Below are 24,985 nucleotides of genomic sequence, written 5' to 3'. Positions count from 1 at the left end.
ACCTCTGTCTGGCGGGGCTGGTGGGGGGGGGGGGGGGGGGTGGCGGGGGGGGTGGGGGGGGGGGGGGGGGGGGGGCGGGCGCCCCCCCCCCCCCCCCCACGCCTCACGAAAGCGGCAAAGCGGCCAGAAAAGTCAAAGCCGAAATATTCAAAAGGGAAATCGAAAATCGTTATAACTATCCACTTTTCAGGCGGACCGGCCACCTCAGCGCTAATGGGCAGGGGCGAGGTCAACGGCAGTGCCCGGCTCCCGTTATGTACTTCATGGAGAGCACCATTGTCGTCAACTCTCGCGCGACCTCAACCATGGCCATCCGGTGGCAAAGCCTGACGAAGGAGGGCTGCGGCAGCCAATCATCCTAATCCCTGAGCGAGCACCGAAGTCAACGATCGTTACGACCTTACGCAAGGCGACCACTTAAGCTCACTCGACACCATGTCGAGCTTCGCCCTTTGGGGGAAATTTAACTGTCGGCGTACATTGGAGCAAACATCGACAACACAAGCTGCCCAATACTCAGCTTCGCATTAAAAGGACCACGATATAATTTCCTCAATTCCCATAACTGTCGGGAATCGGGACATCGATTTGTGTAGCTCTACGGACACACGAAGCGGCCTACTCGAACCAGCAACCGGCAGGCTGAGCGTCAGATTCGCCTTGCCGTAATCCTCGATGCCAAAATCTTCGAGAGGGTCAAGTTTCGCTTGCACCCTTAACTGCAACTCTCCTGCGCCAACTAGAAATGCAGCGTCATTATAGTAGAGGACCCCATAGCGAGGCTGGTTACTTCGCTCTTCTTTCGACATCCCGTGATAGTAGGGAGCGACTTCTATGATACGCACTGCACTGCTCTTATCTGAAAGCTCAATCTCTCCACGCATCAAATGCTTAGGGAAGACAGTCGCCCCATCACCCGGACTGTACAAGAAAAGCGAAATTGCAAATCCTATCTCTAACCTTTCGTGCGCAGTGGCTCCCCCCTCAAACCGCCGAACATTCCCGGATGCATGGACGACACTTACTTCAGGTAACCGCATGACCGGCGTAAGCATCCTGATAAGATCACTGCGATTAGCGGAGCGCGTTGCGGTACCTTTTCTAACTGGTACGTCTCGCTCGACGTTACCAGTTAATGCTTTAACCACGTATGGCGCACGGTCAGTCTCAAAAGCGAGAGCCAATACAGACGTACCTTCTCCTACCGGAACAACAAGAGACTGCACCATGTTTGGAGCAATACCTTCATCGAATCGTGCACGAATTTTGTCCCACCAAATCGCAAGGTCAATACCAGGGTCTCGACTAGACACCCGATGCGCCTTTTCATCAAGCCCAATGATCCATATTATTGGTTCACCTTGGGAACTGTTCGCATGTCCGGCTAGCTGACGAGCTTTCTCCTCTCCCGGCCAGTCAGCTTTGCACTCGACAAGAGAGTCCTCTACAGAAGAGCCGCCAAGGACCTTTTCAACCAGCGCTAGGACCCTAGCTTCCAGAGCTTGTGCGCGCATCTCTGCCCTTCATCGAGTTCTCCTTTGGCCAATAACCTAGTCCCCAGAATCCAGCCGCATCAGGAAGTTTCCCAAGAGAGCTAACTGCGCGTGGGCGGCGCTGGCCGCGACCGGCCGGAGAGCCGCAGCGCGGCCAGCGACCGCCCGACGCGCGGCGAGACGCCGCAGGCGGATCGCCTTTAAACCAGTAAAGAAAGTCTGAGCCCACTACACCCTGAGTGAGACCTGTCCGTCTGATCCGGCCTGGTCATGCTCACTGGCTGCTGCGGCTTCGAAGCGGTCGCCGGGGGCTTCGATCTCGGTGAACTCCAGGGGGCGGCCGTCCTTGCTGAGCATCAGCCGGCGGACTAACAACAGGGGTGTGCCGATGGGCTCCATGTTGAGGTCTTCGTAGGTCTCGCCGTAGGGCATCTGGGTGTGGACCGAGGTGATCCAGCGCAGTGGCCCGTGGGTGCGCTCCAGGTGGGCGTAGTAGTCCTCGGGCTCGATCTCAGAGTTGATCTCCATACCTCCACCCTCGCCGGTAATCACAGCGACCTGGTCGGCCAGGAGGTAGGAGCACAGGTGGATGCGGGCGCGGGTCTTGGTGTGCTGCCAGTAGGCGTAGCGGTAGACGCCCATGCGGCCTCGGCGCACCCCCAAGACGTCCGCTTTGCTGCCCTCGATGGTCATGAACAGTGCCGAGTTGGGAGTGACACCGCCCGCGGTGCGTTCGGCCTCGCTGGCGACGGTGACGTGTTCCCATCCCTGCTTGGCGGGGTCGTACGTGGGGCTGAGCAGGTCTTCGCGCTCTGAGCCGCCCATGAGGATGAGGCGGCGGTCAGGGGTGGGGCGAACAAAGGTGCCCCGGCCGTGGGCGACGGTGAGTAGTCCTTCGCCGACGAGCTGGGCGATGGCCTTGCGGATCGTCGGGCGTGAGGTGGCGTACTCGTTGGCGAGGAACGCTTCGCCGGGAAGTGCCTGTCCTGGCTGGTAGTGGTCTTGCACCACATCTGAGCGCAGGAGGTCGGCGATGATTCGCCACCGGGCGGCGCCCTTGTCATCGGTCATGCCGAGTTCTCCTTCTTTCACGTTTGCTCTTTACAAGAGGTAGCACGTGTTGTTTACCATGTCCACATGGGCCAAGAGGTAGCACGTGTTGGAGTACCTGTCGGGAGCGAGCGAAGGAGGACGTCATGAACAGCAAGGGGGAGCCACAGCACAGCACCGCCGACCAGCAGCCGGAATGGTTGGTCGATCTCGCACGGGTGATCAACGATCCGGGCTACGACCGGTGGCGCTCGATGGTCGCCGCGACCGGAGGGTGTGCCCACCCGGTGCACCTGGCGGGCGAGTCGTTGATCGTCAACGCGACCAGCGGTGAGGTGCTGCACAGCTACCGCACGACGGACGAGCCTTCCGGGCATCTACTGGTGGCCTGCGGAAACCGGCGGGCCTCGGTGTGTCCGGCCTGCTCGGAGGTCTACCGGACCGACACCTTCCAGTTGATCCGGGCGGGCCTGTCCGGCGGCAAGGGTGTCCCGCAGGAGGTGAGTGGGCATCCTCGGGCGTTCGTCACGCTCACCGCTCCCTCATTCGGGCCGGTGCACACCCGGCGGGAGAAGAACGGGACGGTACGGGCCTGCCGTCCCCGTAAGCGCGACAAGGTATGTGAGCACGGGCATCCGGTCGGCTGCCATGCTCGCCACGAGCCGGGAGACGAACGGCTCGGGCAACCCATCTGCGGCCGGTGTTACGACTACGTGGGCGCGGTGCTCTGGCAGGCGCACGCGGGCGCTCTCTGGCATCGCTTCACCCTGGAAGTGCGGCGCACCCTCGCCAGCGAGGCGGGGCTGAGCCGTCGTGAGTTCGCCAAGCGGGTCCGGGTGTCGTTCGCCAAGGTCGCCGAGTACCAGCGGCGCGGCCTGGTGCACTTCCACGCCATCGTCAGGCTCGACGGTCCTGGCGGCGGGAGCGAGGTCCCTCCGGACTGGGCTGATCACGGCCTGCTCAGCCGGGCGATCCCTCCGGCGGTCCAGCGGGTCACGGTCGCCTCTCCCCCGAGTGATCTCGGCCGATGGGATCTGGTCTGGGGTGATCAGCTCGACATCCGGCCCATCCTGCTCGACCAGGCAGCGGACGGGCTCAGTGAGCGAGCGGTGGCCGGCTACATCGCCAAGTACGCCACCAAGGGCGCCGAAGCTTCCGGCACCGTCGACCACCGGCTGTCGTGTCCGGCCTGCGGCGGTCGAGGGCGGTTGAGCCTGATGGCGTCCTGCGGTCGCTGCCATGGGACGGGTCTGAAGCCGGGGCTGCACCTGGACACGCTCCCGGTCAGCGAGCATGCCCGGCGGATGATCCGCACCTGCTGGGAGCTGGGTGCACGTCCTGAATACAAGGCTCTCCGGCTGCGGCCTTGGGCGCACATGCTGGGCTTCCGGGGCCACTTCTCCACCAAGTCGCGCCGCTACTCCACCACCCTCGGCGATCTCCGGCAGGTACGCACCACGCACAGGGCCACCGAAGCACGCGAACGGCACGGGCTCCCGGCCCTTGGTGACGCGACGACTCTCGTTCTTGGTCACTGGCGGTTCGCCGGATCGGGCTACTCCCCCGGTGAGGCGATCATGGCCGAGCACATCCGCCAGAAGGTCGCCACCGAACGGGAGAGCGGGTGACAGCACCCGGACCGCCCGGCGAACGGCGGCTCTACCGCATATGCGACGCCATGCACCTGCTCAGCATGAGTCGCAGCGTGATCTACGAGCAGATCAGGGCGGGCCGACTGCGCTCCGTCACCCAGGGTCGTACCCGGCTCATCCCGGCTTCGGCCATCTCCGACTACATCGCTCTACTCGAACGGGAAGCGAGGGCATCATGACCGCACGACGCAGCCGGGGAGACGGCGGCCTGCACTGGGACGAGCAGCGAGAGCGCTGGATCGCCTCGGTGACGGTCGGCTACACCCCCGCCGGGAAGCGCATCGTCAAGAAGGCCAGCGGCAGGAGCAAGACGGAGGCCAAGGACAAGCTCAAAGAGATCATCCGCGACTATGACGACGGCCTGGCCATCGCTCCGGCGAACTACACGGTGGCCGACGCCGTGAAGTACTGGTTGCAGCACGGCCTGGGCGGGCGATCCGCGACCACGGTGAAGATGTACACCACCTACGCCGACAAGCACGTGATCCCCGCGGTGGGAGCGCGCAAGCTACGTGACCTGTCGGTGGAGGACGTCGACCGGTGGCTTGCGAGCAAGACGAGTGAGCTGAGCACCCGTTCTCTCAAGCTGATCCACGGCATTCTCAACCGGTCGGTGAAGGGCGCCATGCGCCGCGACAAGGTGAAGCGGAACGTGGTCGATCTCTGCGAGATCCCGGAGGGACGCGAGGGCCGTACCTCCAAGGCGCTCACGCTCGCGCAAGCCAGTTCCATCATCGCCCTGGCGGAGCAGGCCAACCCGCGCATGCGGGCGTACGTGGTGCTCTCGCTGCTGATCGGTGCCCGTACGGAGGAGTTGCGTGCGCTTCTCTGGTCGCATGTGGTCACCTTCGACGAAAGCCGCAACCTGTGGGCACCTGTCACCGAGACCGGCTGGGAGCACGAGCAGTTCGCGATCTACGTGTGGCGGTCCGTGCGGCAGAAGGGAGACACCAAGACCGTCAAGTCACGTCGTTCCCTCAAGCTCCCTCGGCGGTGCGTGGACGCGCTGCGGACGCTCCGGGAAGAGCAGGAGAAGGCGGGGACAGAAGCGGATCTTGTCTTCTCCACATCGAAGGGCACGGCCATGAGCGCGGGCAACGTGCGCCGCGACGTGCGGAAGATCATTGAGAAGGCGGGGCTCCGTGGCACCGACTGGACTCCTCGCGAGATGCGGCACAGCTTCGTCTCACTGCTCTCGGACTCCGGCGTCCCAATCGAGGACATCTCCAGGCTCGTCGGCCATCGGAACACGGTGGTCACGGAGACCGTATATAGGAAGCAGATCCGGCCGGTGCTCATGCAGGGCGCGGAGGCTATGGACGACATCTTCGGGAGTTAGTCACCCAGTTAGTCACTCACGCCCCGTTCCGAAGATCAGGAACGGGGCGTTTTGGCTGGTGGGCACTACTGGGTTCGAACCAGTGACATCTCGCTTGTAAGGCGAGCGCTCTACCGCTGAGCTAAGCGCCCGGGAAATCCCGTCGGACAGACGGGACAACACTTTACGCCACGTGGGGGGACTTCAGCACATCGAGAGACCACGTGGTTCCCGCGTCGGTGAAGCCGGCGGCGCGCCAGCCGAGGAGGGCCGCGCCGAGCATGCCGGCGGACATGCCCAGGGCGGCATGACGCAGGGGCGGGGCATCGCGGAAGGCGAGGCGTTTGCCGAGCCGTTCGGCCAGGGGGTCGGAGAGGAGGGGGCCCGCTTCCGCGAGACCTCCGCCGAGGACGATGGCGGAGGGGTCGAGGAGAAGCGTGTAGGTGGCCAGGGCTAGAGAGAGTGCCTCGACCGCGTCGTCCCAGATCTCCACGGCGAGAGGGTCACCGGAGGCGACCAGGGCGGCGACTCGCTCGGCGCTGACCGAGACGGGCGGGACGACGGTGGCGGATGAGGTGGACGGCGGAGAGGAGGGAGGAAGGGACGAGGCAGGGGCGGAGGAAGGCTCCAGGGCGGAAGTGGAGGAGGAGGGAGAGGTGGGGGCGGAAGGCGGGGGTGCGGCGGCGCGGGTGGAGTAGCGGCGGGCCACGGCGGAGGCGGAGGCGTAGGTCTCCAGGCAGCCGATCTGACCGCAGGCGCACGGTTCCCCCTCGGGGTGGACCGGTGTGTGGCCGATCTCGCCGGCCCAGCCACCGCTTCCGCCGTACGGCTCGCCACTCAGGATCGTGGCGCCCGCGATGCCGGTGCCGATGGGCAGGAACAGGAAGTCGGAGAGCTCACGGCCGGCTCCGAGCACGCTCTCGGCCAGACCGCCCGTGCGGACGTCGTGCCCGAGCATGACGGGGATGTCCAGCGGGACGAGGTCCCTCGCCGGGACGTCGCGCCAGCCGATGTTGGCGGAGTACAGGGCCGCCTCGGCGGTGACCAGGCCCGGTACGGCGAGTCCGACCCCCTCGGGGGTGCCACCCCCCGCGGCGGCGAGGTCGTCGATGAAGGACCGGATCGTCGCGATGACCGCCGCCGGGCCCCTGTCGCGCGGGGTGGCGCGGCGGTCGGTACGGATGATCTCGCCGGAACGGGTGACGAGGCCGCCCTTCATCGACGTTCCACCGACGTCAAGGGCAACAACGAAGGAGCTCATGCACCCATCCAGCGGGTCGAAGGGGCGGGACCGAGCCCGACCTTAGCGCACGCCGGGCGCGCCGGAATGGAGGGATCTCTCCCATACGGCCGGGCGCGTTGCTCGGAGAAACATCCCTGTGTGATCGGGAAACGCCCGGTCCCATGGCCCCTGGAATGGCCGGGGTGTTCTCAGGGGACCCGGCGCAGGACCCTGGCCAGGGCGGCCTCCACCTCGTCGGCCAGGCCGGGCGCGCAGGCGTGGGAGGCGGTCGGCCTGTTATCGCCCCGCGCGAGCCGTACCGCGCCGCAGGATCGGCACTCCACCTCGCCCAACCGGCAGATGAGCGCGACGGAGCCGCACGAGAGGCACGTGTCGAGGTCGACTTCGTGGGTGCGCCGGCAGTCCGGGCAGATCAGCACCTGCGTCTCGTGGCGCACTCCGCGCGTCCACGGGCTGGAGCCACGGATCGGGTCGGTCTGCCTGGCCCCGCAGGAGAAGCAGGGCATGATCGCCTCCGAGAGGTCGGACCGGCGGGGCACCTTGTGAGCGGGTGACCGCCGGATCGCCGCTTAAGGAAGGTCGGCGAGCGCCTTGCGGTACTCGGCGATGTCGCGGGCCCGCGAGATCGGGTTCACGACGCGCCAGCGAACCACGCCCTCGCCGTCGATGATGAAGGTCCCGCGCTCCGCGCAGCCCTTCTCGTTGTCGAATACACCGTACGCCCGCGCGACCTGCCCATGTGGCCAAAAGTCGGAGAGCAGCGAGAAGGTGTAGCCCTTCTGATCCGCCCACGCGCGGTGGGCGAAGGTCGAGTCAACCGAGACGGTGAGAATTTTAACGTCCTCGGGCATGTCGGCGATGAGCTCGTCGCGGATGGCGTCGAGTTCGTTGCCGCAGACACCGGTGAACGCCAGAGGGTAGAAGATCAGCACGATCTTTTTGCCCCGGTGTCCGGAAAGCTTGACCGGGGTGCCGTGCTGGTCCCTCAACTCGAAGTCGGGAGCCTGGTCACCCACCTCGATCGTCATGATCGGGGTTCCTTTCCTCGGCTGACGGCAGGCGTCATCATCCTGCCGTACGGCCCGCGCGAGCCGTACGGCAGGGCGGACCCTTAGCGGCGCGCCTTGGGCGTCGCCAGACGCGTCCCCGACCAGTCGGGAGCGGCACTGATGCTGCTGGTCTGCGAGAGACCCGCAGTGGTGGCGTCTTCCCCGATGTCGCTCGGCTCCACGTGCCCGTCCCGGCCGGCTTTGGGAGTGAGCAGCCAGATCTGGCCACCGTCGGTGAGGTTGGTCACCACGCTGCTCAGGGCGTCGAACAGATCACCGTCGCCGTCACGCCACCACAGCAGCACGACGTCGACGACGTCCTCGAAGTCTTCATCGACCAGCTCGTTACCGGTCAGCTCCTCGATGGAGTCGCGCAGATCGTCGTCGGTGTCCTCATCCCATCCGACCTCCTGCACCACCTGACCCGGCTTGAGGCCGAGCCGTTCGGCCAGGCCGCGTTCGCCTTGCGCCTGACCCGCGGTCGCGCTCACGTTTGTCCCTCCTGCTTGAATGGCCCCGCAATCACACGGTGCTCAGAGTGCTTCGGCACAGTCCACACGCTGTGACCCTCAGTCGTCAACGGTCGCCACGGCAACGACTGGGCTACGTATGAATTAGTCCGACAAAAATGACAAACGGACCTGGCGTTCCAGATTGTCGACGTTGAGATCCACGATGGCGATGGACTGCCAGGTTCCCAGCGCGAGCCGTCCCGCGAGAACCGGGACGGTGGCGTACGGCGGAATGAGGGCAGGCATGACATGCGACCGTCCATGCCCTCGTGATCCGTGCGCATGCCTCCATCTGTCATCGGCCGGAAGCAGATTCTCCAGGGCCGCGAGCAGATCGTCGTCACTGCCCGAGCCCAGCTCCAGCAGCGCGACCCCCGCGGTCGCGTGGGGCACGAAGACGTGCAACAGGCCGTCGCCCCCACATGACCGGACGAAGCTCTCGCACTCGGAGGTGATGTCGTGCACCCGCTCTCGGGAACCCGTTATCACCTCGATCGTCTGAGATCTCACATACCGATCCTACGATCCATCGTGAGCTGCGATGACGACCGCACCCGGTCCGGAAGACCCCGGGTGGCCCTCGCCGCCGCCCGATCTTCGTCGGGGCAGGGACGGGGGGTGGTGTGTCCGGTTCCGGGAATGTCCTCGTCTGGACCGTTCCCTACCGGGAGGAGCCGGGCAGGGCGGGGGGCGGAACAAGAGCGGAGCCTTGGGATACGCCTGCCGGATGCGGCGTTTCCGGGCAGTGACGGCGGCCGTAGCGCCGCTCACGGTTGGCGCGCGAATCGTTACCACTTCGGCACGGAGCCTCACGGGCCGCGTCCTGTTCTCCCACGCGAGAGGGGCGCATGACAGGCCTCCGCAGCGGAGCCGATGCGAAAGATGGTGGGAAAAAGAGCGAAAGACGATACGCGAGGCGTCCGTTAGGGCACCTTCAGGGGGGATCATGCGTTGTATACGGTGAGGGTCCCGATCACGACGCCCGGGCACATCGCGCGGCGGCGGGGAGGGCACCCTCCCCTTCCGGGGTCCCTCGAAGACCCTCGGGGGTCTTCGACGGTCCCCCGAAGACGGTCGAAGGGCCCCGGCGAAAGGGGCTCGGAAGGCTCCGGCAGGGGGCGCGAAGGCAGGCCAGACAGCGGGTCCCAGATTCCCAGGGAGGGAACCTGTAAAAAAGGGGCAACCCCGATGTAACCTTTGGTGGCAATTCGTCCTACCATCGGTGGTCTAGGCCACTTTCGTATCACTGCCAGCAGGGATCTCCTGGTTACCGGGAAGTAGAGATGCACTTTCCGGGGTAAGCGACCAGGATGGAAGACGACCTACTCCAGACAAAAGTCCATCCTCGGAAGGCGAGACCCAGTGGCTTCCGGACGCCAGCGTTTCTCGATCATCAGCGACGGCCTACCCAGCCAGCTTCCTGATGTCGACCCCAGCGAGACCCAGGAGTGGCTCGAGTCGCTCGACAACGTCATCAAGACGGAAGGTCGCACTCGGGCCCGCTATCTGATGCTCCGGCTCTTGGAGCGCGCCCGTGAACACCAGGTCGGGGTGCCCGGCCTGCGTAGCACCGACTACATCAACACCATCCCGCCGGAGCGCGAGCCCTGGTTCCCCGGCGACGAGTACGTCGAGCGCCGGATCCGCGCCTACACGCGCTGGAACGCGGCCGTGATGGTGACCCGGGCCAACGCCCGCACCAACGTCGGCGGGCACATCGCCACCTACGCCTCCGCCGCGTCGCTCTACGAGGTGGGCTTCAACCACTTCTTCCGCGGCAAGGACCACGGCGAGTCCGGAGACCAGGTCTTCTTCCAGGGCCACGCCGCGCCGGGCATCTACGCCCGCGCCTTCCTGGAGGGCCGCCTCAACGAGGCACAGCTCGACGCCTTCCGTCAGGAGCTCTCGCACGGGTTCAGGGGTCTGCCCTCCTATCCTCACCCCCGCCTGATGCCCGACTTCTGGGAGTTCCCCACGGTCTCCATGGGTCTCGGCCCGATCGGGGCGATCTACCAGGCCCGGTTCAACCGCTACCTGCTGAACCGGAAGATCAAGGACACCAGCCGGAGTCACGTCTGGTGTTACCTCGGCGACGGCGAGATGGACGAGCCCGAGTCGCTCGGCGCGATCGGCGTGGCGGCCCGTGAGGAGCTCGACAACCTCACCTTCGTCATCAACTGCAACCTGCAGCGCCTCGACGGCCCGGTGCGCGGCAACGGCAAGATCATCCAGGAGCTGGAGTCCTACTTCAGGGGCGCCGGCTGGAACGTCATCAAGGTCGTCTGGGGTCGCGACTGGGACCCGCTGCTCGCGGCCGACGTCGACGGTGTGCTGGTCAACAAGATGAACACCGTCCCCGACGGCCAGTTCCAGACATACTCCGTCGAGACCGGCGGATACATCAGGGAAAACTTCTTCGGCGACGACCCGCGCCTGCGCAAGATGGTCGAGCACCTGTCGGACGAGGACATCCGTAAGCTGTCGCGCGGCGGCCACGACTACCGCAAGGTGTACGCGGCCTACAAGGCGGCTCGTGAGCACGTCGGCCAGCCGACGGTCATCCTCGCCCAGACCATCAAGGGCTGGACTCTCGGCAAGGACTTCGAGGCGCGCAACGCGACGCACCAGATGAAGAAGATGTCCAAGAGCGACCTGAAGGAGTTCCGCGACCGGCTCTACCTGCCGATCCCCGACTCCGCTCTTGAGGGCGACCTCCCGCCGTACTTCCACCCGGGCGAGAACGACCCCGAGATCCAGTACATGAAGGAGCGCCGCGCGGCCCTGGGCGGTTTCCTGCCCAAGCGCGTGGTGCGTGCCAAGCCGGTCACGCTTCCCGGCGACGCCGCGTACGCGCAGCTGAAGAAGGGCTCCGGCAAGCAGAACGTCGCCACCACCATGGCGTTCGTCCGCCTGCTCAAGGACCTGATGCGCGACAAGGAGATCGGCAACAGGTTCGTGCCGATCATCCCGGACGAGGCGCGCACCTTCGGTCTTGACGCGATCTTCCCGACGGCGAAGATCTACTCACCGCACGGCCAGACGTACGAGGCGGTCGACCGCGATCTGCTGCTGTCCTACAAGGAGTCGACCGAGGGTCAGATCCTGCACGAGGGCATCAGCGAGTCGGGCTCGATGGCCTCCACGATCGCGGTCGGCTCGTCGTACGCCACGCACGGCGAGCACATGATCCCGATCTACATCTTCTACTCGATGTTCGGCTGGCAGCGCACCGCCGACCAGATGTGGCAGCTCGCCGACCAGATGGGCCGGGGCTTCCTGCTCGGCGCCACCGCCGGCCGCACCACGCTGAACGGCGAGGGCCTGCAGCACGAGGACGGCCACACCCCGCTGATCGCCTCGACGAACCCGGCCGCGGTCTCGTACGACCCTTCGTGGGGATTCGAGGTGGCCCACATCGTCCAGGACGGCCTTCGGAGGATGTACGGCGAGGAACCGGAGAACGTCTTCTACTACCTCACCGTCTACAACGAGCCCTACCCCCAGCCCGCCGAGCCCTCGGACCTGGACGTGACGGGCCTGCTCAAGGGTCTGTACAGGTTCGCCCCGGCTCCGGCCGTGTCCGGGCCGAAGGCCAACATCCTCGCGTCCGGCGTGGCCGGGCCGTGGGCGATGGAGGCCCAGCGGATGCTGGCCGAGGACTGGGGCGTGGCGGCCGAGGTCTGGTCGGCCACCTCCTGGGCGGAGCTGCGCCGCGACGCGCTCGCCGCCGAGGAGCACAACCTGCTCAACCCCGACTCCGACAAGCGCGTGCCGTACGTCACGCAGGCGCTGTCGTCGGCGCAGGGGCCGTTCGTGGGCGTGAGCGACTACATGCGGGCGGTCCAGGACCAGATCGCCCAGTGGGTTCCCGGTGACTGGAGCTCGCTCGGCACCGACGGCTTCGGCCTGTCGGACACCCGGTCGGCGCTGCGCCGCCACTTCCACGTGGACGCGGCCTCGATCACCCTGGCCGTGCTCACCCAGCTGGTCAACAGGGGTGAGCTCGACCAGGAGGTGCTGGGCGACGCCATCTCCATGTATCACCTGAAGAACGGCGTGACCGAGGCCGCGGGCGCCGAGAGCAACGACACCCAGTCCATGGGAGTCTGATCGTTCCCGGGCGGGTTCTCCTTTTCCATGGAGGGCCCGCCCGGTTAGTGTTAGTCGCTCCCCCCCGGCGAACGATTCCAGGGGAGAGCGTTTCATGGCAACAATCCTTAGGGCCGCCGCGACGGTCACGGCCCTGTCAACCGTGCTCTCCGCCTGCGGTGGCGGACCCGGCGGGGACGGTTCCCTCCCGGGCGGGCTCGTCGGAGGCGACGTCGTCTCGGGCACGACCGCTCCGACCGCCACCTCCACCGTCCCTGCGGAGGCGATCACCTGGGGTCCGTGTACCGAGGTCAGGCGGCCCGGCGGTGAGACCCCCCAGCCCAACTCCGCGCAGCAGTGCGGGAAGCTCAGGGTCCCGCTCGACTACGCCAACCCGGACGGCGACTCCATCGAGATGGCCGTCATCCGCGTCAAGGCCACCGACCCCGGCAGGCGGATCGGCTCGCTGGTCTTCAACTTCGGCGGCCCCGGCGCCTCGGGCGTCGAGACAATGGCCCAGGCCGCCAAGGCGTTCACCACCCTGAACAGCCGCTTCGACCTGGTCAGCTTCGACCCGCGCGGGGTCGGCGAAAGCTCGGGTGTCCGGTGCGGTGACAGCGCGGTGATGGACAGGTTCACCTCGATGGACACCCTGCCCGCCAACGAGGACGAGCGCGCCAGGAGCAGGGAGATCACCAAGGAGTTCGTGACGGCCTGTCAGCAGACCTCTGGCAGGCTGCTGCCCTACATCGGCACGGTGAACGCCGCCGCGGACATGGACCGCCTCCGCGCGTCCCTGGGCGAGAAGCGGCTGGACTACTTCGGCATCTCGTACGGCACGCAACTCGGCGCGGTCTACGCGACGAAGTTCCCGCAGAACGTGGGCCGGTTCGTGCTGGACGCCCCGCTGGATCCGAGCGTCTCCATGGCGACGCGCACGATGGTCCAGGCGAAGGGGTTCCAGCACGCCTATGACGCCTTCCTGAAGGACTGTGTGAAGCAGCCCCGCGAGTGTGAGATCGGCAGCGACGCGACCATCGCGAACAAGAACGTGATGAAGCTCATGGACGAGCTGAACGACAAACCGCTCAAGGTCGGCAAACGTCTCCTGACCCAGGGGCTGGCGGGCGTCGGCATCGCCGCCGCGCTGTACTCGAAGCTGACCTGGCCGCTGCTGGACCAGGCGCTGGGCCAGGCGATGAAGGGTGACGGGCGGATCCTGCTGGCCCTGGCCGACAGCTACAACGGCCGTCAGCCCGACGGGAGCTACACAACGCTCATGAGCAGCTTCCCCGCGATCAGCTGCGTGGACACCGCCGAACGTCCCACCCCCGAGCAGCTGAACGCGCTGGAGGACGAGACGATGAAGGTTTCCCCGCTGTTCGGCGGCGCGGGGATGGGCCTGATCTGCTCGATGTGGCCGGTTCCCGGCAACGACGAGGCGAGGCGGATCAACGCCACGGGCTCGGCGCCGATCCTGGTGATCGGCGGCACCGGCGACCCCGCCACACCGTACGAGTGGGCTCCGAAGCTGACGGGGGAGCTTCGGACGGGGGTGCTGGTGACCTACAGGGGCGAGGGGCACGGCGCCTACCTGTCCGGTGACACCTGCGTCAAGAAGCTGACCGACGCCTACCTCATCGACGGGAAGGTCCCTGCCAGGGGGACCGTCTGCGACGGCTCGTGACGCGGCGGGCCCGCGGGTGGGTCCGCGCGGTCACGCCTTCCCGCGCGTCGCTCGCCCTCGCGGGAGACGTCGCTCGCCCCCGCGGGAGACAGGGCGGCGGTGAGGAGCGCGGCCGGAGGCGGACGGGCACAGCGCGGAGAAGACCGCGGTCGAAGGCGGACGGCTCAGCAGGTCTCCGGGCGGGGCCGCGCGGTCTCGAAGCGAAAACCGACCCGGCCCAGGTGCTTTTCGAGCAGGCGCTTCATCGTCCCGTCCTCGTACATCGACGCGATCACTTCGTTGATCTTCCGGCAGGCCACCGGGTCTCCGCGCCTGAGCGCGACGCCGTACCTCTCCGAGGTGAGCCTGATCCCGGCGATCTCGACCTTGACGTCGCGCAGGCGGGCACCGAAGCCGGCGATCAGCAGGTCGTCCCCGACCATGGCGTCGGCGCGGCCGTCGGCCACCTGGGACGCGCACTGCGAGAGGTCCTCCGCCCGTACGTCGACGAAGTCGACGCCCCTGTCGCGGATCATCGTGCCCGTGGTCTGGCCAGGTGACAGACAGATCCTCCTGCCGCGCAGGTCCTTGAGACTGTCGATCCTCGCGCCGGTACGCACCAGCGCGTCGCGGTGGGCGAGGTAGTACGGCCCCGCGAAGGCGACGCGGCGGCGATCGGCGGTGTCGATCGAGAAGTTGGCGATCACGAGGTCGGCCCTGCCCTTCTCCACCGCCTCCTCGCGACCGTCGTACCCCACCACGGACACGAACCTGAGTCCGCCGTCGGGCACCTTCAGCTCTTTCGCGATGTGGGCGGCCACGTCGGCCTCGAATCCCCGGGGCGGCCTGCCCAGCGAGATGCCCGGCAGGCCCTCCCTGAACCCCACGCGGAGCCTGCCGGTCTCCCCGATCCGGTCGAGCAGGGGCGAGCCGGTGGAGACCCGCGGGGTCGCCGTCGCAGGGCCGGACGTCGGTGGGCGGGAGGGTTCGGCCTGGCCGCGCGGCGTGCTCCCGAACGGGAGGCCCAGCAGGGCGCCCACCACGCCGAGGACGACCCCGGCGGCGATCGCGGCGAGGACCGCGGGGCGGCGCCGCGTGGGCGCGGCGGGCTCTTCCGGCCGCGTCAGGTCCCCGGTGGCGGCCTGCGCGCCCTCGGCCAGCTCCTCCTCCGATGCCTCCGGGGTCTCCGCCTCGTCCACCGGGTGGCCGAGCAGGCGCTTCAGCAGCACGTCCGAGGTGGGCCTGAGCCTCTGGTCCTTGTTCAGGCAGGCCGCGACGACGTCACGCAGCCTGTCGGGCAGGCCGTTCAGGTCGGCCTCGTGGTTGATGACCCGGTTGAGCGTCGCCACGATCGTGTCGCTCCCGAAGGGAGCCTTTCCGGTGGCGGTGAAGACGATGGTCGAGCCCCAGGCGAACACGTCGGCGGGAAAACCCACCCGCTCACCGGCGATCTGCTCGGGAGCCATGTAGGCGGGGGTGCCGACCGCGCGGGTGGTGATCGTCCCGCTCTCGTCGATGATCTTCGCGATGCCGAAGTCGACGACCCTGGGGCCGTCGGTGGCGAGCATGACGTTGTCGGGCTTGAAATCGCGGTGCGCGATGCCCGCGTGGTGGATCGCGGTCAGCGCGGTGGCGGTGCCGATCGCGAGGCGTTCGAGGGCCTCCCCGGTCAGCGGTCCCTCGCGTTCGACCACCTGGCGCAGCGAGGGCCCCTCGATCAGCTCGCTCGCGATGTAGGGCGTCTCACCGTCGAGGTCGGCGGCGAGCACCTGGGCGGTACAGAAGGCGGCCACCCGGCCGGCCGCCGCCAGCTCTCGGGCGAAACGGGAGCGCGCGTGGGCCTCCTCGGTGAAGCGCACGTGCAACAGCTTGACGGCCACCCGCTCACCGTCCTCGGACTCGCCGAGATAGACGACCCCCTGCCCGCCCTCCCCCAGTCTGCCCTTGAGCTCGTACTTGCCCAGTCGCGGCGGATCCCCCGGCCGCAACGGTCTGATCTCCGGCACCGCGCACCCCTCGCTCACTGCGCTTTGCCAGAACATTACACACCCGGACGGGTGATGATCGGCTGTCTTCTCAGGGCCGGTGCGGTTCACCTCGCCCCCGCGCGGGCGTCGGCGATTCTCCCGAAAGATCCAGAGATCGGTTGAACAGACAAAAGCGCATCGATACCCTGTGGCGACGTATCTCATTGGAGCTCGATGGCCGCGCGACCACAACACCCACGGGCCACACCGCCAGGTCCCCATGGCAAGACGCCTTCCAAGCCCCCGGGCTTCAAGGCTTCCAGAGCGATCGCCATCACCGGAATCGGTGTCGTCTCGATGCTTCTCGTCTCCTCCTGCTCCACGCCGGACTACGAGGAGGTGGGCGCCGAGTGCGTCGACCTCAACAACCGCCAGCCGGACGGCAGCTACGCGATCGTGGACGAGGACCTCTGCGACGACGACAGTCGCTACCACGGATCGCGGGGCGCCTACGGCTGGTACTACGGAGGCGTCAGGTCCGGCTCCCACATCCGGCAGGGCACCACCGTGCGTCCCTCGGACGTCCAGATCACCAGCCGCAAGGGCACGGTGATCCAGCGGGGTGGCTTCGGCGGCCGAAGCGGATCGGGTGGCGGGAGCTGATCCGGCGCCGATGAGCAAGCCGACGGACCACAGGTGAGCGACAGGTGAGCAGGAGATGAGACGCGAGACCTCACTCCCTCGCGACGACTGGGAGAGCGTCATCGAGGGCCACGGCCTGGCCTACCACCGCTCGGCCCATCCCGAGGGCCTTGACCGCCCGTACTGGGACGAGACCGTCCAGTACGTCTTCTCCATGGACGAGGTCCTCGACCTGGAGAACCAGGTCGAGGAACTGCACCGGATGTGCCTGAACGCCGTGGAGCACGTCATCGCCAAGGGCCGCTACGCCGACTTCGCGATCCCGCCGTGGGTGGCCTCCGAGATCGCCGCCTCCTGGGAGCGTAACGACCCGCACCTGTTCGGCCGCTTCGACCTGCGCTACGACGGGACCGGCCCCGCCAAGCTGCTGGAGTACAACGCCGACACCCCCACCAGCCTCCTGGAGAGTTCGGTGGTGCAGTGGTTCTGGCTGCGCGACCGCTACCCGAACGACGACCAGTGGAACTCCATCCACGAGCGGCTGATCGCCAGGTGGCAGCAGATCTCGACCGGCCTGCCCACCGGGCCCACACACTTCGCCTGGACCAACATGGACACCTCCGGCGAGGAGGTGATGACGCTCGCCTACCTGCAGGAGACCGCCGACCAGGCCGGGCTCAAGACCGTCGCGGTCGCGATGGAGGACATCGGCTGGGACGACCTCAACCTCCGCTTCGTCGACATGGAGCGCAGGGTGATCCGCTCGCTCTGCAAGCTGTACCCGTGGGAGTGGGCCGTCGCCGACCCGTTCGGGACGCGGGCGGTGCGCCAGCAGGTCTCGACGACCTGGATCGAGCCGCTGTGGAAGATGCTGCTGTCCAACAAGGCGCTGCTCGCGGTGCTCTGGGAGCTGTACCCGGGGCACCCGAACCTGCTGCCCGCCTACCTCGACGGCCCCCGCGGCATGTCCTCCTACATCGTCAAGCCGCTGCTCGGCCGCGAGGGCGCCAACATGCGGATCGTCACCCCCTGCGAGCACGTCGAGACCCTCGGCGGCTACGGCGCCGAGGGATACGTCTACCAGGAGTTCCAGGCGCTGCCCGTCTTCGAGGGCTGGCGTCCCGTCCTCGGCGCCTGGGTCGTCCACGACGAGGCGGCGGGTGCCGGCATCCGCGAGACCTCGGGGTTCATCACCGACGACACATCGTCATTCGTCCCGCACCGCATCGAACTCTGAGTCCCGGAAAGAGAAACAACACATGAGTTTCACCCCCGTGCCGCCCGTCCCAGTCGTGCCCGGTGCCGAGGCGCTCTCGCTCGCCGAGGTCCTCGGGCTCGGCGCGCTCGCGATCGTCTCGTACGCCGCGCTCGGCGTGATCCTGCTCATCGTCGGTTTCTACGTGATCGACATGGTCACCCCCGGCAGGCTCGGCAAGCTCATCAAGGAGGGGCGCAACCCCAATGCCACCCTGCTCGCCGGCTCGGGGCTGGCGGCCGTCGGGCTGATCGTGGCGGCCTCCATCTGGTCCTCGGGCGGCGCCCTGCAGGAGGGCCTGCTCGCGACGCTGGTCTTCGGCCTGGTCGGCATCGCCGTACAGACCGTGGCGATGCTCGCGTTCGACAAGGTGGCGGGCATCTCGGTGCGCGAGCTGGTCACCGAGCCGGAGCTTCAGCCGGGCGCCCGGCTGCTCGCGGTCACCCACCTCGCCATCGGCCTGATCACCGCCGTCGCGGTCGTCTGAGCCCTCGCCCGACACGCCCCACCCTCCGTACGTTCACATCCCGGTGGACGTACGGGACATGGGCCCCGGAACGGGATCGCGGCGTACGCGCGCGCCCTGGTCGTGCGGGACGTACAAGATCGGGGAGCGTACGCTGTCCGGAGCCGCGGCTGGCGCATCTCCCGCGACCTGGCACTCTTAGTGGCGTGAGGGAGCGGAGCGAGCGAACGTTCAGGCACAGCGACGTCGTGATCGGGGAGGACGGGAGGGATCCCGACTCCGACCGGATCCGGGAGGACACCACGCGTCGGCTGGAGCGGGCCATGGGCACGCTGGGCACGGCCGCCATGTCCCGCATGGACGACCGGCTGATGTGGTTTCGTGCCCTGTCGGCTGAGGACAGGTCCTGGGTCGGGCTGGTGGCCCAGGCCGGGATCGCCGCGTTCGTGGAGTGGTTCCAGCACGCCGGGGAGGGCCGCCCGACGCCCAGCATCGAGTTCTTCGGCACCGCGCCCAGGGAGCTGAAGCGGTCCATCTCGCTGCAGCAGACCGTCGACATCGTGCGGGTCGTGGTCGAGGTGGTCGAGGCGCAGACCGGGGATCTGGCGGCGCCCGGTGGGGAGCACCAGCTCCAGCAGGCGATGCTCCGCTACACCCGCGACGTCGCCTTCGCCGCCGCGCAGGTGTACGCGCGCGAGGCCGAGGCTCGCGGGGCCTGGGACGCACGGCTGGAGGCGCTGATCGTGGACGCCCTGGTCAGGGGCGAGGTCGACGACGGCCTGCACTCGTGGGCCGCCGCGCTCGGCTGGACCTCCGCCCCCGTCGTGGTGCTGGCCGGGCAGACCCCCGACGACGACCCGCAGGCGGTCATCGACGCGCTGCGCGACCGGGGCCGCAGGTCGGGCCTGGACATGCTGGCCGGGGTGCAGGGCGACCGGTTGATCGTGATCGTGGGCGGGGCGGACAGCGTCGCCGCGGCGGCCAGGCACGTGGTGCCGCGCTTCGGCGCCGGTCCGATCGTGATCGGGCCCGAGGTGGCCGACCTGCACTCGGCCGCGAGCTCGGCACGGGCGGCGATGGCCGGGCTGCGAGCCGCCGCGGGATGGCCGGACGCGCCCAGGCCGGTTCACGCCGAGGACCTGCTGGCCGAACGGGCCATCGACGGCGACGGCGACGCCAGGGCACAGCTGATCGAGAACGTCTATCTGCCGTTGATCGGCACACCGCTCCTCGACACCCTCGCGACCTACCTGGAACAGGGCACGTCCCTGGAAGCGACGGCCCGCCTGCTTTTCGTCCATCCGAACACGGTGCGCTACCGTCTGCGTAAGATCACGGAATTGACCGGCTATCAGCCGACCGAGGGGCGATCCGCCTTCACCCTCCAGGTGGGGCTGATTCTCGGGCGCCTGTCGGAAACGCCGGTAACCTAACATCCTTTACTTAACCTCCGCGAAACTCCCGCTGTAGGTTCCCTACAAAGAAGTGGGGACAAAGTTCGTCTGGATCTCCATCCATGTATTGAACCTCTACAGGGCAGGCTGGATTTTGTGCTCGTCATCGTCGCTCCGGGCCAGGGTGCCCAGACTCCAGGCTTTCTCGGTCCATGGCTCGAACTACCGGGCGTGGCCGATCGGCTGACCGCTTGGTCGGAGCTGGCCGGCCTCGATTTGATCGCCTACGGGACCACCGCGGACGCGGACGAGATCCGTGACACCGCCGTCGCGCAACCACTCCTCGTAGCCGCCGGGCTCGCCGTCGCCGAGGTGCTGGGGGCCTCCCCCGACATCGTCGCCGGGCACAGCGTGGGAGAGTTCACCGCCGCCGCACTGGCCGGGGTGATCACCCCCGAGCAGGCCGTCGGCCTCGTCCGTGAGCGCGGCCAGGCCATGGCGAAGGCCGCGACGATCACCGAGACCGGCATGTCCGCCGTCCTCGGCGGCGTCGAGGAGGAGGTCCTCGCCGCCATCGCCGACAAGGGACTCACCCCCGCCAACATCAACGGCGCCGGGCAGATCGTGATCGGCGGCACGCTGGAGCAGCTGGCGGCATTCAAGGCGGAGCCGCCCGCGCGGGCGAGAGTGAGGGAACTCTCGGTCGCCGGAGCGTTCCACACCGTCCACATGGCCTCCGCGGTCGGCCGCCTGCGCGAGGCCGCCGCGGACGTCACACCGGCCGATCCCGCCGTCACGCTGCTGTCCAACAGCGACGGGTCGGCGGTCACGAGCGGCGCCGAGTTCATGGAGCGCCTGGTCACCCAGGTCGCCAACCCGGTGCGCTGGGACGCCTGCATGGCCACGATGGCCGAGCTCGGCGTCACCACGATGATCGAGCTCGTCCCCGGCGGCACGCTCACCGGCCTGGCCAAGCGTGCTCTGCGCGGGGTGACGACCGTCGCCCTGAAGACCCCCGACGACCTGGAGGCCGCGCGAGCCGCCCTTGAGTCGAACAAGGAGCGGTGACCGAGGAATGAAGACCTCACAGGGCGCGCCCGGCGCGAAGATCCTCGCCTTTGGCCACTACCAGCCTTCCAACGTGGTGACCAACGACGACCTGTCGGCGACCATGGAGACCAACGACGCCTGGATCCAGAGCCGCGTCGGCATCAAGGAGCGCCGGATCGCCCCGGACAACGAGTCCGAGATCGACCTGGCCGTGCAGGCGGGCGGCAAGGCCCTCGCCGCGAGCGGCCTGGCGGCCTCCGACATCGACCTGGTGATCGTCGCCACCTGCACGCTGGAGACGCAGATCCCCAACGCCGCCGGCCGGGTGGCCACCCGGCTGGGCATCGACGCCCCCGGCGCCTTTGACGTCAACACCGCCTGCTCGGGCTTCTGCTACGCGCTCGCGGTCGCCAACGACGCGATCCGCGCGGGCTCGGCGACCCACGTGCTCGTCGTCGGCACCGAGAAGCTCTCCCAGTGGATCGACTGGACCGACCGGGCCACCGCGGTGATCTTCGCCGACGGCGCGGGCGCCGCGGTCGTCGGCCCCTCCGACACCCCGGGCATCGGCCCCGTGGTGTGGGGCAGCGCCGGCGACAAGTTCGACGCGATCATCATCAAGGACCGCGACTCCTTCCTGCACCAGGAGGGCCAGACCGTGTTCCGCTGGGCGACCACCGCACTTCACCCCGTCGCCAAGGAGATCTGCGAGCGTTCCGGGGTGGACCCGGCCGACCTCGCGGCCTTCGTACCCCATCAGGCCAACCTCCGCATCATCGAGGCGATCGCCCGCAAGCTCGGCGCGGACAACGCCGTCATCGCCAAGGACATCGTTCTGGCGGGCAACACCTCCGCCGCCTCGATCCCGCTCGCCCTGTCCCGGATGATCGAGCGCGGCGAGGTCCAGGCGGGCGGGCTCGCCCTGCTGCTCGGCTTCGGCGCGGGCCTGACCTACGCGGGCCAGATCATCGAGATCCCCTAGAGCTTCCGCGCGGCCCCGCCGCACGGGAAACCAGAAGAACCACGATTCCAAGGAGAACACGCGACATGGCTCTGACCGAGCAGGAGATCCTCGCCGGCATCGGCAAGATCATCAACGAGATCACCGGGATCCCGGCCGCCGAGGTCACCCCGGAGAAGAGCTTCGTCGACGACCTCGACATCGACTCGCTGTCCATGGTCGAGATCGCCGTCGCCGCTCAGGACGAGTTCGGCGTCGAGATCCCGGACGACCAGCTCAAGCACCTCAAGACCGTCAAGGACGTCATCAACTTCATCCAGAACTGAGACGTTCCCGCTTATCCCCCAGCCCAGATTGACCAGCGATTCACAAGGAGCGCAGCAGTGAGTACAGACCAGGTACGTGTCGTCGTCACCGGGCTCGGCGCGACCACGCCCCTCGGTGGAGACGTCGCCTCGACCTGGTCGGCGCTCCTCGCCGGTCAGTCGGGGGTCAGTGATATCACCGCCGACTGGGTGGACTCCGTCCCGGTGAAGTTCGCCGCCTTCTCCGCCGTCGACCCGACCGAGGTTCTGCCCCGGCCGGAGTCGAGGCGGCTGGACCGGGCCGAGCAGTTCGCGCTCGTCGCGGCCCGCGAGGCGTGGGCGCACGCCGCGATCGACAAGGTCGACCCCGAGCGGCTCGGCGTCGTCGTGGGCAGCGGCATCGGGGGCATCACCACGATCCTCGCCGCCTACGACACCTTCAAGGAGAAGGGCTGGAAGCGGCTCTCACCGTTCACCGTTCCCATGCTGATGCCGAACGGCTCGGCGGGCTGGATCGGCATCGAGGTCGGCGCGCGCGCCGGCGTCCACGCCACGGTGAGCGCCTGCGCCACCGGCGCCGAGTCGATCGGGTACGCCATCGAGATGATCCGCTCCGGCCGGGCCGACGTGGTCGTGGCCGGCGGCACCGAGGCCGCCATCCACCCGCTGAACATCGGGTCCTTCGCGGCCATGCGCGCCATGTCCACCCGCAACGACGAGCCGCAGCGCGCCTCCAGGCCGTGGGACAAGGGCCGCGACGGCTTCGTCCTCGGCGAGGGCGCCGGCATTCTCGTCCTGGAGTCCGAGGAGCACGCCCTCGCCCGCGGCGCCACGATCTACGCCGTGGCCGCCGGTGTCGGCTACTCGGCCGACGCCCACCACATCGCGCAGCCGGAGCCGACCGGCGCCGGGGTCATGCTGGCCATGCGCCGCGTCCTGGAGGACGCCGGTCTCACCGGCGCCGACATCAAGCACGTGAACGCGCACGCCACCTCCACCCCCGCGGGTGACGTGGTGGAGACGATGGCCATCAAGGAGGTCATCGGCGAGCACCCGCTGGTCAGCGGCACCAAGTCGATGACCGGTCACCTGCTCGGCGGCGCCGGCGGTATCGAGTCCGTTTTCACCGTCCTCGCGCTGCACGAGCGGCGCGCGCCCGGAACCATCAACGTGGACGACCTCGACGACGGCATCGAGGTCGACATCGTGCGCGGAGAGCCGCGCGCCCTGCCGGACGGTCAGATCGCCGCGATCAACAACTCCTTCGGGTTCGGCGGGCACGACGTCGCCGTGGCCTTCACCAGCGTCTGACAGGGGCTCGCGATGACTGTGCTCGACAAAGGGCTGGTGAGCGAGGACAGCGAGGATTCAGCACGGGAGCCTCTCGATCCCCGTGACCCCCAGGTGCGTCTCTCCGCTCTGCTCGACGAGGGCTCGATCCGGCTGATCTCGCCGGTCGACCGCAGCGGCGTGCTCGCCGCGACGGGCCGCGTGGAGGGTGTGCCGGTCGTCGCGTTCGTCAGTGACGCCCGCGTCCAGGGCGGCGCGATGGGCAGCGAGGGGTGCGAGCACATCGTGCACGCATACGACGTCGCGGTCCGCGAGCGGGTTCCCGTCATCGGCGTCTGGCATTCCGGCGGCGCCCGCCTCGCCGAGGGCGTGGAGTCGCTGCACGCGGTCGGCCGCGTCTTCGCCGCGATGACCCGCGCCTCCGGCGTGGTCCCGCAGCTGTCCGTGGTCGTCGGTCCCGCGGCGGGCGGCGCCGCGTACGGCCCGGCGCTGACCGACATCGTGATCCTGGCCGACGAGGGCCGCATCTTCGTCACCGGTCCCGACGTGGTCCGCAGCGTCACCGGCGAGCAGATCGACATGGCCGCCCTCGGCGGCCCCGAGCCGCACAGCAAGCGCAGCGGCGTCGTCCACGTGGTCACCAAGACCGAGACCGACGCCTACCTGCGGGCCCGCCGCCTGGCGGTGCTGCTCGGCCACCAGGGCCGGGTGCGCACCGGGGTCGAGGAGGTCGACTTCTCCGGCCTGCTGCCCGACAACGTGCGCCGCGCCTACGACGTGAAGCCGCTCGTCACGGGCCTGCTGGATGAGCCCGGCGTGGAACTGCACGCCAAGTGGGCACCCAACATCGTCACCACCCTGGGCCGCCTCGGGGGCCGGACCGTGGGCGTGGTGGCCAACAATCCGATGCGCCTGGCCGGCTGCCTCGACTCCGCCTCCGCGGAGAAGGCGGCCCGGTTCGTCCGGATGTGTGATGCCTTCGGGGTGCCGCTGATCGTCCTGGTGGATGTTCCTGGCTATCTGCCCGGCGTCGGGCAGGAGCACGACGGCGTGGTCCGCCGCGGTGCCAAGCTCCTGCACGCCTTCGCCGAGGCATCCGTGCCGCGGATCACCCTGGTGACCAGGAAGGCCTACGGCGGCGCCTACATCGCGATGAACTCCCGCTCGCTGGGCGCGACCAAGGTGTTCGGCTGGCCGACGGCCCAGATCGCGGTCATGGGCGCGGTCGCCGCGGTCCGCGTCCTCAAGCGCCGCGAGCTCGCCGCCGCCCCCGAGGAGGAGCGTGCCGCCCTGGAGGTCAGGCTCGCCGAGGAGCACGAGATCCTCGCGGGCGGCCTGGACCGGGCCATCGAGCTCGGCGTGATCGACGAGGTGATCAAGCCCGAGGAGACCAGGGGCGCCATCGCCAGGGTCCTGGCCCAGGTGACCCCCGCCAGGGGCGCCCACGGCAACATCCCCCTCTGACGGTCGTTCGACGAGCCCTCGCCGGTCCCTGCCGGTGGGGGCTCGCCCGTCTTCCCTGCGCCCTTCCCCGCGCAGGGAAGAGGCGCAGGGCACGTTCCAAACCCATGGCCGGGACGGTC

At 68.1% G+C, this 24,985-nt stretch carries 22 protein-coding genes and 1 tRNA gene; 14 read left to right on the top strand and 9 right to left on the bottom strand.

From position 1 onward, the window contains the following. Positions 1–527 precede the first annotated feature (527 nt). Positions 528–1,514 (bottom strand): hypothetical protein, encoded by a 987-nt coding sequence (locus ACIBH4_RS34275; RefSeq protein WP_362769229.1) that lies wholly within the window; start codon positions 1,512–1,514, stop codon positions 528–530. A 207-nt stretch (positions 1,515–1,721) separates the two neighbouring features. After that, complete coding sequence (locus tag ACIBH4_RS34270; protein WP_362769232.1) at positions 1,722–2,564, bottom strand: GntR family transcriptional regulator; 843 nt, start codon at positions 2,562–2,564, stop codon at positions 1,722–1,724. Between the two features lie 125 nt (positions 2,565–2,689). On the opposite strand from ACIBH4_RS34270, the gene ACIBH4_RS34265 reads away from it, so the two are divergent. Genes ACIBH4_RS34265 through xerC form a run of 3 tightly spaced genes read left to right on the top strand, consistent with a single transcriptional unit; the run spans position 2,690 to position 5,534 of the window. Then, the gene (locus ACIBH4_RS34265) at positions 2,690–4,171 is read left to right on the top strand and encodes a replication initiator (protein ID WP_362769235.1); all 1,482 of its coding nucleotides are present in this window, start codon (positions 2,690–2,692) and stop codon (positions 4,169–4,171) included. Beyond that, on the top strand, positions 4,168–4,374 hold the full coding sequence (locus tag ACIBH4_RS34260; protein WP_030926264.1) for a helix-turn-helix domain-containing protein: 207 nt from the start codon (positions 4,168–4,170) through the stop codon (positions 4,372–4,374). Before ACIBH4_RS34265 ends, ACIBH4_RS34260 begins: the two co-directional genes overlap by 4 nt. Further along, positions 4,371–5,534, top strand: coding sequence for a site-specific integrase (xerC, locus tag ACIBH4_RS34255; RefSeq protein ID WP_362769239.1), 1,164 nt, complete (start codon positions 4,371–4,373; stop codon positions 5,532–5,534). The genes ACIBH4_RS34260 and xerC overlap by 4 nt, the downstream gene beginning before the upstream one ends. A gap of 56 nt (positions 5,535–5,590) precedes the next feature. Here the strand turns inward: xerC and ACIBH4_RS34250 are convergent. The 6 genes from ACIBH4_RS34250 to ACIBH4_RS34225 form a co-directional block, all read right to left on the bottom strand. Further along, a tRNA-Val gene (locus tag ACIBH4_RS34250) sits at positions 5,591–5,665 on the bottom strand. A 32-nt stretch (positions 5,666–5,697) separates the two neighbouring features. Continuing rightward, positions 5,698–6,774 carry an ROK family protein gene (locus tag ACIBH4_RS34245; RefSeq protein WP_362516519.1) on the bottom strand — a complete coding sequence of 359 codons (1,077 nt, stop codon included), beginning with the start codon at positions 6,772–6,774 and terminating at the stop codon, positions 5,698–5,700. A gap of 170 nt (positions 6,775–6,944) precedes the next feature. Continuing rightward, on the bottom strand, positions 6,945–7,295 hold the full coding sequence (locus ACIBH4_RS34240) for a hypothetical protein (protein ID WP_362516521.1): 351 nt from the start codon (positions 7,293–7,295) through the stop codon (positions 6,945–6,947). A gap of 30 nt (positions 7,296–7,325) precedes the next feature. Then, positions 7,326–7,784, bottom strand: coding sequence for a peroxiredoxin (locus tag ACIBH4_RS34235; RefSeq protein WP_362769242.1), 459 nt, complete (start codon positions 7,782–7,784; stop codon positions 7,326–7,328). A gap of 83 nt (positions 7,785–7,867) precedes the next feature. Then, positions 7,868–8,296 carry a DUF3052 domain-containing protein gene (locus tag ACIBH4_RS34230; RefSeq protein WP_329084203.1) on the bottom strand — a complete coding sequence of 143 codons (429 nt, stop codon included), beginning with the start codon at positions 8,294–8,296 and terminating at the stop codon, positions 7,868–7,870. A 123-nt stretch (positions 8,297–8,419) separates the two neighbouring features. After that, positions 8,420–8,827: a secondary thiamine-phosphate synthase enzyme YjbQ gene (locus ACIBH4_RS34225; RefSeq protein WP_350945987.1), complete on the bottom strand. Its 408-nt coding sequence runs from the start codon at positions 8,825–8,827 to the stop codon at positions 8,420–8,422. 852 nt (positions 8,828–9,679) lie between these two features. Between ACIBH4_RS34225 and aceE the strand changes: the two genes are divergently transcribed. Further along, on the top strand, positions 9,680–12,427 hold the full coding sequence (gene aceE, locus ACIBH4_RS34220) for a pyruvate dehydrogenase (acetyl-transferring), homodimeric type (protein WP_362516530.1): 2,748 nt from the start codon (positions 9,680–9,682) through the stop codon (positions 12,425–12,427). A gap of 94 nt (positions 12,428–12,521) precedes the next feature. After that, on the top strand, positions 12,522–14,093 hold the full coding sequence (locus tag ACIBH4_RS34215; protein ID WP_362769244.1) for an alpha/beta hydrolase: 1,572 nt from the start codon (positions 12,522–12,524) through the stop codon (positions 14,091–14,093). A gap of 164 nt (positions 14,094–14,257) precedes the next feature. Here the strand turns inward: ACIBH4_RS34215 and ACIBH4_RS34210 are convergent, their stop codons facing one another. Further along, positions 14,258–16,078 carry a serine/threonine-protein kinase gene (locus ACIBH4_RS34210; protein ID WP_362516537.1) on the bottom strand — a complete coding sequence of 607 codons (1,821 nt, stop codon included), beginning with the start codon at positions 16,076–16,078 and terminating at the stop codon, positions 14,258–14,260. A 318-nt stretch (positions 16,079–16,396) separates the two neighbouring features. Between ACIBH4_RS34210 and ACIBH4_RS34205 the strand changes: the two genes are divergently transcribed. The 9 genes from ACIBH4_RS34205 to ACIBH4_RS34165 all read left to right on the top strand — a co-directional run bounded on the left by ACIBH4_RS34205 (position 16,397) and on the right by ACIBH4_RS34165 (position 24,866). After that, complete coding sequence (locus ACIBH4_RS34205) at positions 16,397–16,702, top strand: hypothetical protein (protein ID WP_362516539.1); 306 nt, start codon at positions 16,397–16,399, stop codon at positions 16,700–16,702. Positions 16,703–16,757: 55 nt separating this feature from the next. Next, the gene (locus ACIBH4_RS34200; RefSeq protein WP_362769247.1) at positions 16,758–17,918 is read left to right on the top strand and encodes a glutathionylspermidine synthase family protein; all 1,161 of its coding nucleotides are present in this window, start codon (positions 16,758–16,760) and stop codon (positions 17,916–17,918) included. Positions 17,919–17,940: 22 nt separating this feature from the next. Then, complete coding sequence (locus tag ACIBH4_RS34195) at positions 17,941–18,423, top strand: DUF350 domain-containing protein (protein WP_362769250.1); 483 nt, start codon at positions 17,941–17,943, stop codon at positions 18,421–18,423. 302 nt (positions 18,424–18,725) lie between these two features. After that, the gene (locus ACIBH4_RS34190) at positions 18,726–19,835 is read left to right on the top strand and encodes a helix-turn-helix domain-containing protein (RefSeq protein ID WP_362516594.1); all 1,110 of its coding nucleotides are present in this window, start codon (positions 18,726–18,728) and stop codon (positions 19,833–19,835) included. 117 nt (positions 19,836–19,952) lie between these two features. Continuing rightward, complete coding sequence (locus tag ACIBH4_RS34185) at positions 19,953–20,864, top strand: ACP S-malonyltransferase (RefSeq protein WP_362516548.1); 912 nt, start codon at positions 19,953–19,955, stop codon at positions 20,862–20,864. Between the two features lie 7 nt (positions 20,865–20,871). Then, positions 20,872–21,828 (top strand): beta-ketoacyl-ACP synthase III, encoded by a 957-nt coding sequence (locus ACIBH4_RS34180; protein WP_362516550.1) that lies wholly within the window; start codon positions 20,872–20,874, stop codon positions 21,826–21,828. 65 nt (positions 21,829–21,893) lie between these two features. Further along, on the top strand, positions 21,894–22,133 hold the full coding sequence (locus ACIBH4_RS34175) for an acyl carrier protein (RefSeq protein WP_362516552.1): 240 nt from the start codon (positions 21,894–21,896) through the stop codon (positions 22,131–22,133). A 57-nt stretch (positions 22,134–22,190) separates the two neighbouring features. After that, complete coding sequence (gene fabF / locus ACIBH4_RS34170; RefSeq protein WP_362516555.1) at positions 22,191–23,423, top strand: beta-ketoacyl-ACP synthase II; 1,233 nt, start codon at positions 22,191–22,193, stop codon at positions 23,421–23,423. A 12-nt stretch (positions 23,424–23,435) separates the two neighbouring features. Beyond that, positions 23,436–24,866 (top strand): carboxyl transferase domain-containing protein, encoded by a 1,431-nt coding sequence (locus ACIBH4_RS34165; protein ID WP_362516557.1) that lies wholly within the window; start codon positions 23,436–23,438, stop codon positions 24,864–24,866. Positions 24,867–24,985: the final 119 nt, after the last annotated feature.

This window comes from Streptosporangium sp. NPDC050284 (assembly GCF_044459525.1).
Taxonomy (GTDB): domain Bacteria; phylum Actinomycetota; class Actinomycetes; order Streptosporangiales; family Streptosporangiaceae; genus Streptosporangium.
Note: the sequence above shows the minus strand (reverse complement) of the source record. Positions and strands in the feature narration are given on the sequence as shown.